The sequence below is a fragment of the Candidatus Binatia bacterium genome, assembly GCA_035631035.1.
In the GTDB taxonomy this organism is placed as follows: domain Bacteria; phylum Eisenbacteria; class RBG-16-71-46; order SZUA-252; family SZUA-252; genus DASQJL01.
Genome location: DASQJL010000125.1, coordinates 1 through 9,614, shown reverse-complemented (window position 1 = coordinate 9,614; position 9,614 = coordinate 1). Strand labels below are relative to the sequence as shown.

The 9,614-nt window shown below is 70.0% G+C and carries 10 protein-coding genes; 4 read left to right on the top strand and 6 right to left on the bottom strand.

Going from position 1 to position 9,614, the window contains the following annotated elements:
- A partial coding sequence (locus VE326_14465; GenBank protein HYJ34409.1) for a class I SAM-dependent methyltransferase occupies nt 1-634 on the top strand: 634 nt, incomplete at its 5' end.
- 18 nt (nt 635-652) lie between these two features.
- Here the strand turns inward: VE326_14465 and VE326_14460 are convergent.
- The 5 genes from VE326_14460 to VE326_14440 form a co-directional block, all read right to left on the bottom strand.
- The gene (locus VE326_14460) at nt 653-1,732 is read right to left on the bottom strand and encodes an ATP-dependent DNA ligase (GenBank protein HYJ34408.1); all 1,080 of its coding nucleotides are present in this window, start codon (nt 1,730-1,732) and stop codon (nt 653-655) included.
- Nucleotides 1,729-2,787 carry a non-homologous end-joining DNA ligase gene (gene ligD / locus VE326_14455; GenBank protein ID HYJ34407.1) on the bottom strand — a complete coding sequence of 353 codons (1,059 nt, stop codon included), beginning with the start codon at nt 2,785-2,787 and terminating at the stop codon, nt 1,729-1,731. Before ligD ends, VE326_14460 begins: the two co-directional genes overlap by 4 nt.
- Nucleotides 2,784-3,431 (bottom strand): hypothetical protein, encoded by a 648-nt coding sequence (locus VE326_14450; protein ID HYJ34406.1) that lies wholly within the window; start codon nt 3,429-3,431, stop codon nt 2,784-2,786. Before VE326_14450 ends, ligD begins: the two co-directional genes overlap by 4 nt.
- 73 nt (nt 3,432-3,504) lie before the next feature.
- Complete coding sequence (locus VE326_14445; protein HYJ34405.1) at nt 3,505-6,405, bottom strand: FG-GAP-like repeat-containing protein; 2,901 nt, start codon at nt 6,403-6,405, stop codon at nt 3,505-3,507.
- Between the two features lie 104 nt (nt 6,406-6,509).
- Nucleotides 6,510-7,613 (bottom strand): PHP domain-containing protein, encoded by a 1,104-nt coding sequence (locus VE326_14440; protein HYJ34404.1) that lies wholly within the window; start codon nt 7,611-7,613, stop codon nt 6,510-6,512.
- Between the two features lie 58 nt (nt 7,614-7,671).
- Here VE326_14440 and VE326_14435 point away from each other — a divergent pair, with 58 nt between their 5' ends.
- A complete protein-coding gene (locus VE326_14435) occupies nt 7,672-8,160 on the top strand; it encodes an MgtC/SapB family protein (GenBank protein ID HYJ34403.1) in 489 nt (162 codons plus the stop codon).
- A 16-nt stretch (nt 8,161-8,176) separates the two neighbouring features.
- Here VE326_14435 and VE326_14430 read toward each other — a convergent pair whose 3' ends face one another.
- Complete coding sequence (locus VE326_14430) at nt 8,177-8,596, bottom strand: EVE domain-containing protein (GenBank protein ID HYJ34402.1); 420 nt, start codon at nt 8,594-8,596, stop codon at nt 8,177-8,179.
- A 51-nt stretch (nt 8,597-8,647) separates the two neighbouring features.
- Between VE326_14430 and VE326_14425 the strand changes: the two genes are divergently transcribed.
- Entirely contained in the window at nt 8,648-8,920 is a 273-nt protein-coding gene (locus VE326_14425; GenBank protein HYJ34401.1) for a DUF2277 domain-containing protein, read from the top strand.
- A 138-nt stretch (nt 8,921-9,058) separates the two neighbouring features.
- The coding region (locus VE326_14420; GenBank protein ID HYJ34400.1) for a hypothetical protein at nt 9,059-9,614 on the top strand (556 nt) is incomplete at its 3' end.

The window sequence follows — 9,614 nt, the reverse complement described above, 5'->3', positions numbered from 1 at the left end:
GGTGACGGCGGCGCGGCGCGGGGCCCGTGCCACCGGGCTCGATCTCACGCCCGAGCTGCTCGCGCGGGCGCGAGAGAATGCCCAGATCGCCGAGGTGGAGATCGATTTTCACGAGGGCGACGCGGAGGAGCTGCCCTTTCCGTCCGGAGCCTTCGACGTCGTGCTGAGCGAGTTCGGGCACATGTTCGCGCCCCGGCCGGAGGTCGCCCTGGCCGAGATGCTGCGCGTGCTGAAGCCAGGAGGGACCATCGCATTCTCGACGTGGCCGCCGGAGATGGCGATCGGGCGCGTCTTCGCGCTGGTGGCGCGCTATCTTCCGCCGCCCCCGATTCCGGTGCCCCCGCCTCTGCTCTGGGGCGAGCCCCAGGTCGTCCGCGAGCGTCTGGGTGCGTCGGTGCGCGACATCGTGTTCGCGCGCGAGGTGATGGCCGTTCCTTCGCTGAGCCCGCAGCACAACCGGCTCATGACCGAGCAGACCGCCGGGCCCATCCTCCGCGTCGTGGAGACGCTGCGCGATACCGACCCGGAGCGGCTCGCGCAGTTCCGCCGCGAGTTTGACGCGATCGCGACCGATTACTTCGGGGAGAACGTGGTGCTCCAGGACTACCTGATGACACGCGCGACGAAGGTGTAAGGGTCGCGCAGGGCGCGGCTACCGCTTCTTGGGGGATGCTTTCGCCCGCGCGGTGCGCGGGCCCTCCCCCAGCAGGGGAAGCAGCGACCCCTCCGGCCGCTCGATCTGCTCGAACGTGCACTGCTTCGGCGCCTTGTCGGGACGCCAGCGCACGAGCTTCGTCCCGTGCCGGAAGCGACCGCCGCTCACATGGTCGTACTCCACCTCGACCACCAGCTTCGGCTGGAGCGGCTGCCATTCGGCGGAGCGCTCCGTGCTCCAGCGGCTCGGCCCTCCGGGCGCGTTGCCCGTGAACCCGGGCGGCTTCACGAGCGCCTCCAGCTTCGGCACCAGCGCCTTCTTGTCCTCGGCGGAGAGCCCCGAGGTGAAGCCCACGTGATGCAGGAGCCCCTGGTCGTCGTACAGGCCGAGCAGGAGCGAGCCGACCTCCCCTTTTCCCTTGGACGCGTACCGGAACCCGCCCACGACGCAGTCGGCGGTGCGCCGCTGCTTGATCTTGACCATGCCGCTGCGGTCCCCCGATCGATAGGGAAGATCGCGGCGCTTGGCGATCACCCCGTCCAGGGCACCCCGGGTCTTCTCATACCATCGCATCGCGTCGCGCGGATCGGCCGAGGCCGGGGAGAGCCGGATGGAGGGGTGTCCCTTGAGGAAGCGCGCGGCGAACGCCTCCAGCCGCGGCCGCCGCTCGGTCAGGGGGAGCGGCACGAGGGACGTTCCGGTGTCGTCCACCAGGAGGTCGAACGCGATCAGCATCGAAGGGGTCTCGGCCGCGAGCTTCCGCACCCGGCTCTCCGCGGGATGGATGCGCATCAGGAGATCGTCGAACGAGAGGGATTTGCCGCTCGGAACCACGATCTCGCCGTCGAGCACGAAGCGCTCCGCCTTGACCCGTAGAAGCGCCTCCACCATCTCCGGGAAATAGCGCTCGAGCGGCTCGCCCGCCTTCGACTGAAGCGCCACCGATGCTCCGTCGCGAAACGCCAGACACCGGAAGCCGTCCCACTTGGGCTCGTACTCCCATTCCGGCCCGACGGGGATGACGTCCACGGACCGCGCCTCCATCGGCGGGAAGGGACGGCGGATCGGAAGCGTCACAGGAACTTCTCCAGGGCCGTTCGGCCCTTCGCGCCGAGGAGCGGCTTCCACAGGTCGCCCAGCTCAGACACCCGCTCCGGCACGTTGTCGATGCGGAAGTCCTCGATCTCGATGCCGCGCTCGATCTCCTTCCAGGTGACCGGCGTCGAGACCGGGGCGCGCGGCCGGGGGCGCACGGAGTAGATGGACGCCAGCGTCCGGCCCCAGGCGTTCTGGTTGTAGTCCACCAGGACGCGTCCCTCGGGCCGCTTCGCGACGCGGTACTCCGCGGTGACCAGAGCCGGAGCCTGCGCCGCCAGCGCGATCGCGAAGCTCTTCGCAAACCCCCAGACCTCCTTCTGGAGCGGCCCGCGGCGGATCGGGATGTAGACATGGATCCCCTTCGATCCCGTCGTCTTGGCATGGCAGGTCATGCCCAGCCCCTCGAGGCCGCGCCGCACCAGAAGCGCCGTCTCCCGCACCTTGTCGAACGAGGCGCCGGGCACCGGATCGAGGTCGAAGTGGAGGACGTCGGGGCGATCGGTGTCGTCGCACCGCGCGTACCATGGATTCAGGTCGATGCATCCGAGGTTGATCACCCAGAGCAGCGACGGAAGATCCTGGACCATGGGGAAGTCGATGACATTTCCGGAGCCGTGCGGGATCCGGCAGGTCTCGATCCACTCGGGACGCGGCGAGGGCGCCCGCTTCATGAAGAAGAACTCGCCGTGCGCGCCGTTGGGATAGCGCTTCATGACCATGGCGCGGTCGCGAAGGTGCGGCAGGAGCACCGGGGAGACGCCCGCGTAGTACTGGAGCAGGTCGCGCTTGGCGATGCCCAGCTCAGGCCAGAAGAGCTTGTCGAGGTTCGTGAGCCGGACGACCTTCCCGCCGCCGAAGTCCAGCTCCACGTCGCGGACGTTCGGGGGAATGGTGACGGCGCCCTTGGCTTTCGGGCGAGGCGCCTTGGCTTCGGACGCGCTGGACTTCGACGGAGACGCCTTTGCTTCCGCGGGAGCCGCCTTGGCTCTCCGCGGAGCGGCCGGGCGCTTGGCCGACGCGCGCGGCGGGCTCACCGGATCGGCTCCAGCCGCGGCGGACGCGGGCCGCGACGGATCGCGCCGGCGATGGGGACGTAGTCCAGCTCCTCCCCGCGGAGCACGCAACGGAGCATCAGTCCGCCCCGGCTCATGTCGCCGCGCCCCACGAACGCGGAGGGGAAGAAGAGCCGGCCGTCCAGGAGCCGCTCGATCAGGTCCACGTACTTTCCGGTCGCGATGCTGCCGAGCAGGACGACGCGATCGCCCGGTTCCAGCGTCGCGGCGAGCGTCGCGGCGTCGCGCTCCAGCGGCTCCCGGAAGCGCAGCTCGTCGTGGGCGACGCCGATGCTCGCGATCTCCTCGAGGTCGCCGATGCGGACGATCGTGTCCGCCGGGATCAGTCCCCGACCCGGCGTGATGATCAATGCCCCGTGGCCGGTGGCCGCGCTCCCGAAGGCCATTCCGTATGCCAGCTTTCCGCGAAAATAGAGTCCGCTCAGGAACGAGAAGACCTCGCCCAGCGGCGCGCCCGCATCCCGCACCCGGACGGCCAGGGGAAAGGCCGCGCTCTCGCGGAGGAGAATCTGGGCACGCCTGCCGCCGCAGTTGGCGGGCGAGAGGAGGAACACGCTCCTCGTGCGGCGCGGGGGCTCCGGGGGGCTGGGGTCGTCGAGCGTCATGGGGAAATAGTATGGGCCGAAACCCCGCGGGACTCCACGGGGCTTCGACCTGGTCGCCGCGGCGAGGGCGACCCTACTTGAGGATGGTCACGCGTCCGCGGGTCGATCCCTCGGCGGCTTCGATCCGGAAGAAGTAGATCCCCGAAGCGAGCGCGCTGCCCGAATCCGTGCGTCCGTCGATCGCGATCCGCTGCGCTCCGGCCGGCGCGTCCTCCGTCTCGACGAGCGTGCGGACACGCCGCCCCTGGATGTCGAAGAGCGCGACGTGGAGCGGCCCTCGAACGGTGGTCACGAATCGGAGCACTCCGTTCGGGTTCAAGGGATTCGGCGCCACCGAGGCCGTCATCGGGGCGCCGGGGCCCTGCACGCCCAGGACGAGCCGTGTGCAGAAGAGCCGTCCGCTCTGGAGCCGGCCCTCGAAGAGCACGGGGACGTCGCGCCGTCCGGTGATCCGATCGAAGATCCTCGCCAGGTCCTCTCCTGCAAACCACAGCGAAAGCTCGAGGACGCCGTTGTGGTCCCGGTCGCCGGCGGCAGCGCCTTTGGCCAGGATCCCCCCGATCGAGGAGACCGAGCCGGTGCCTTCGGAGACCAGCCGGAGCGACTCGAGATCGACGTCCTGGACCGCGAACGAGCCACCGACCGGTTCCACCTGCACGGCGAAGGCCGGCGTCCGGGAGGCGATGATGACCGGGCGATGGTCGCCGGTCACGAACGCCCGCGCGAATGCGGCGGCGTTCTGGGGCGACGCGAGGCGCTGGACGAATGCCGCACCGTATCTCTGGTCGGTCATCGCCAGGTCGGGCACCGCGTCGCCGTCCACGTCCCCGATCGCGCAGTGGTGGGCGCCGCCGGGAAGCGCGATCGTTTCGGCCGCGACGAACCCTCCGGCCCCGTCGCCCCGGTAGACCTGTGCCTTGAAGCCCTGACCGTCAGCCAGAACGAGGTCGTCGATTCCGTCCCCGTTGAGATCGCCGGCCGTGACCGTCTGCGGGGCTGTGAAGCCGTCGAACTCGTCGGTCTGCACGAAGCCCCCGTTCCCATCGCCTCGATCGATGAAGAGCGACCCGTTGAAGTCCGCGACAGCGAGGTCCAGCTTCCCGTCGTTGTTCCAGTCGCCCGTCGCGACGCTGAAGGGCGACTGGCCCGCCGTGACGGAGGTGGGTTCGTGGAACGTGCCGTCGCCATGACCGAGCAGGATCGAAACCGTGCTGTAGAAGGCGCCCGCGACAGCCAAGTCGACCCTGCCGTCCCGGTTCCAGTCCCCCGAGATCAGGCCGTACGGCGTTCCCGGCACCGGAACATCCTTTCGAGGCGCGAACGTGCCGTCGCCGCGGCCCAGGAAGAGCGAGACGGCCGACGTGCCGCCGTCGGCGGCCGCCACGTCCACATGCCCGTCGTCGTTGAGATCCACAGCGATCACATCCATCGGAAGCGCCTTCGCCGGAAGCGTGGAGGGCGGGTCGAAGGATCCGTCACCGCGGCCGCGGAACACCATGACGGCGCCGGTCAGGCCGACCGCCGCGTCCAGGTGTCCGTCCTCGTCGAAGTCGGCCAGAGCGGCTGAGGTGGGAGCGGCCGGGAAGACGCCCAGCGGATAGGAGTGCTCCGGGGCGAAGGCTCCGCCCCCGAGCGACACGAACACCGAAAGGGTCCGGACCTCGTTGACCACCACGAGGTCCATGAGCCCATCCCCGTTCAGGTCGCCGCCGGCTAGGCCCGACGGATACAAATGGGTCGGCAGAACAAGGAGATCGCTTGGCGGCGCGGCCATCGCCGGCCGCACCGAAACGTGGACGGAACGCGGCTCGGTCGTGGCGCCGGCGCTCACGGTCAGGGTTGCGTCGTATTCGCCCGCATCGCAGAGGGAGGGGCCGAGGCGGAGGAAGCCGACCGCCCCGCCCTCGCCCTGCCCGACGACACCCGCGGAGAGGAAGTCGGGCCCCGATGCCTTCTGGATCGACAGATTCCTCCCGTCGAGATCCCGGAGCACGAGCGTCCTGCGCCACACCGTCCCCGCGACCATCGTGATACGCGAAGGAATCGCGGCGATCGGCGGATGGTCCGGGCCCTGGTTGACGTGGATCTGCAGACTTCCTCTAGCGGAAAGCGCCCCGTCGCGAGCGGCCACCACGACCGCATGGAGGCCGGTGTCGTCCGCGCGCGGCACCGCGTGCAGCGTTCCCGCGGCGATGCCGCGTCCCGCGTCTTCGGTGGTCACGTCGGCGAAATCCGGCCCGGATTCCAGGCTGAACGCGATCGGGTCTCCGTCGGGGTCGGTCGCGCGCAGCGCCCGGGCTGCTACGTCGCCGACGTCCACCGTCATGTCCGCGATCGGATCCAGACTGGGGGCTCCTCCCGCCGAGGGGGCGCCCGTAAGGAGGCCGTCCACGTCGAACCAGTCGCGCCCGAGAATGATCGTATTATCGAAGCCGGCGCCGCCGCAGTGCGAGCCGAACGCCGTCTCCGCGGGCTGTGGCGCCACGTGGTCCAGCGTGGGGGCGTCGGTGACGATCCCGAGGGAGGGGGTGCCGGACGTGACCGCCACCGAGACCGACGCGAGGCGGTATAGGCCCGCCGGCATCGCGATGATGCCGAACTGCACCGCGTAGAATTCGGTCGTGGAGCCGCCCGCGAACAGCGTGGTCGGGAGGGTCGCGTGGTTCACGAAGCCGCTGAACGCGACGCGTCCGTCCGTCGCGCGCAGAGTGATCTCGTAGGAGAAGATGTCGAAGGGCTGGCTGCCCGTGGAGCAGACGGCGAGGGAGCCGTCGCGATTGCGGTCGGAGGAGAGCCAGACGTCCACGGTCGCCGTTCCCGTGGCGGGCAGCACGTCGGCGGCGGTGTGCACGCCGTCCCCGTTCGAATCGAGGTACATGTACTGTGCGCGCGCGTTCGGCGCCGCCAGAAGGACGGCGGCGAGCGCAGCAAAGACAGCGAAGCGGCCAGCGGAGGGTGCGTGTGGGGCGGGCATCGGGATCTCTCCTCCGGCCGGTCCGTTGCGCGGCCGGCCACCTGAAGGCACGTGGGGGATGAGGGCTCAGTCTAACACCAGGCGGTGCCGCGCCCCAGGGCCGGCTACGAGCGTCTCCGCCGCTTGGCCTTCCCCCTGGCCCAGTCGAGCAGCTTCGCGGCAGGCCACGTGTTGATCACGCGGGAGGCGGGGATCCCCGCGCGGCGGGCGTGCGCGATCGCGTACTCGGAATAGACCAGCTCCGCGCCGGAGTGGGCGTCGCTGTCCAGCGCGAAGAGGCATCCCGCCGCCAGGGCCCGCTTGGCGACCGACCAGTCCAGATCCTGGCGGTAAGGATCGCCGTCCAGCTCGATCGCGACGCCGCGCCGCGCCGCTTCCTCGAAGACCTCGTCCCAGCGTGCCAGCACGCCCTGCCGGGAGTACATCCGCCCGCGAGGATGCGCGAGGATGTGGACGCCGGGATGGCGCACCGTGGCCAGCATGCGCGCCGTCTGGTCCTCCGCCTTGCGGAGCTTGGAGTGGGGCGCGGCCAGCACCAGGTCGAACGTCGCGATCTCCTCGGGCGTCATGTCTACGCCGCCTTCGGCGGGGATGTTCGCCTCGATCCCCTGGAAGACCCGGAAGGCTCCGTTCCATCCGCGGTTCAGCGTCTCGATCTCGACGCGCTGGCGCCCTGAGTCCTTCATGCTCATCCCGCGCGCGATGCGCAGGCCGTACGAGTGGTCGCTCACGCCGATGAACTCGTAGCCGCGCTCCCGGGCCGCGGCGGCCATGCGGGCGATGCTCTCGCCGCCATCGCTCCACTCGGTGTGCATCTGGAGGTCCCCGCGGTAGTCCTCGAGGCGGACGGCCCGCGACCGGGACCGCAGCAGCCGGAGCGCCTCCGCGCGGCTCAGGAAGTTCGTCCGGTGCGCGTGGGCGGCCTGAACCTCGGCGGCCTTGCCGCTCGCGGCCACCGCGCGCTCGACGGTGGGACTGCTCCCATGCTCGAGCGATTCGAGGATGACCCGCTCGCTGGCGGGCCCGATGTAGGGCACCTGACGCAGGCTCCCGGCCGCCGCCACGGCGTCGAGAGGCTCCTCCATCCGCAGCACCGCCTGGGCCGCCCGCTTGTAGGCGATGCGGCCATGCGGGGACGAATGGATGAGCGCCAGGTCGTAGAGCTGGCCGGCGATCTCCATGTTGAGGTCGCTTCTAGCCCGCGGCATGGAGCCAGTCTATGATCCCGGCCTCTTGCCGTGAACCGCGAGATCGGGAGGGTGGGCCATGAACGCGCTGATGGATGAGCTGCGCAACGGATTGATGGTCGACGGGGCGCAGCTCGTGCGGATCGCGGTGCGGCTGCTCCTCTCCGCGGGGCTCGGGGCCGTGGTCGGGCTCCAGCGGGAGCAGACCGGGAAGCCCGCGGGCCTCCGGACCCATATGCTGGTCGCCCTCGGCGCCACCCTCTTCGTGCTCGCGCCCCTCGAGATGGACGTCTCGATGAGCGACATCGGCCGCGTGATCCAGGGGGTGGCGACGGGCATCGGGTTCATCGGCGGCGGGGCCATCTTGAAGCTTTCCGCAGAGCGCGAAGTGCGCGGCCTCACGTCGGCCGCCGGGATCTGGATCACCGCCGCGGCCGGCGTCGCCGTGGGGCTGGGTCGTCTCGCGATCGCCGCGGTGAGCATCCTGCTCACCTGGATCATCCTCGCCATCATCGGACGCGCCGAGCGGCGCATCGAACGAAACCGCGACAGGGAGCGGAGGGTCTAGACCGGCGCCGTCCCGGTCACTTCTCGGAAGCCAGTCCCGAGCGCTCGAGCAGGCGCCGATAGTGCGCATCGGTCAGCGGCATCACCGAGAGACGCGGAAGGCGGACGAGATCCGCGGTCTTGAGCGCGGCGTCGGTCCGGAAGGTGGCGAGCGGAACGGGGAAGGGAAAGGCGCGGCCCGCCTTCAGGCGGACCACGACGCGCTTGGGGTCTTTCTGCTTGGGATCGGGGAAGGGATCGGAGGCGGCGGTCGCGAGCCCGACCACCTGTTTTTCGTCGCCGGTGTGGTAGATGGCGATGGTGTCGCCTTTCTGGACAGATCGCAGGTGCTTCAGGGCGAGCGCGTTCGAGACGCCGTCCCATACCGTCGTCTTGTCGCGGCTCAGATCGTCGAACGAGTACGTGGTCGGTTCGGTCTTGAAGAGGAAGACGGCCATCCCCAGACTCTAACGACACGAGCGCGACTCCCGCAACGAAAGAGGATGGCCATGTGCCGAAATATCAAGACCCTGTTCAACTTCGACCCGCCCGCCACCGACGAGGAGATCCGGGCGGCCTCGCTCCAGTTCGTCCGGAAGCTCTCCGGATTCACCAAGCCTTCCGCGGCGAACGAGAAGGCCTTCCAGCGGGCCGTGGAGGAGACCGCCGTGGTCGCGAAGCGGCTCCTCGATTCCCTCGTCACCAACGCCACCCCCAAGGACCGCGAGGTCGAGGCCGAGCGCGCCCGCGCACGGGCGGCGGTGCGGTTCGGCAAGGCCTGAGGGCGTCAAGGATCCGAACCCACCGCATCGCGAACCGTTCCTGAGCGGCGGGGTTTATGCAGGCGACATTTGTGGGGGCGCGCTGGAAAGGCGCCCCCGAAGTTCATGCCGCACCACCCGGAGCGCGGCCCGTTTCCCATGACCGACGCCATGGCAGTTTCGGGCACCGCTCCGTCCCCGCGCTCCGACCGCGCGGCGCCGTCCCGGACCGCGATCGCGGCAGCGCTGCTGGTTCTCGTCTGCGGGCTTCCCGGGAGCGCTGCCGCCCACGCGTCGGTGCCGCCGCCCTCCCTCGCCTGCGACGCCCGCCACCGCTCCGATGATCCGGAATGGCACCTCCTCTTCGGCCAGGCCTATCTGGATACCGTGGTCGCTACCGCCGCCGTCTCGCGCAGCGCTTCGGCGGCGGCGCTGCAGAGCGACCATTGGGACCTCAGGCCTTCGGGCAACCGCCTCATGACCCAATGGAAGCCGATCCATCACCTCCTCTTCCGACTGTTCTCGGGGAAGGCGTTTGGGCGGGTGTTCGTGGACGTGACGCCGCTCGCCGGCCGGCGAACGCAGATCCGCTTCCAGGGAGTGCTGGCCACCCATCGCGACATCGAGCACAACCCCGCCCGAGGATGGGCGGAGCACGCCTACGCCTCCGCGGTGCGCGTCTGGCAGAAGGAGATGCGCGACGACGTGACCCGGT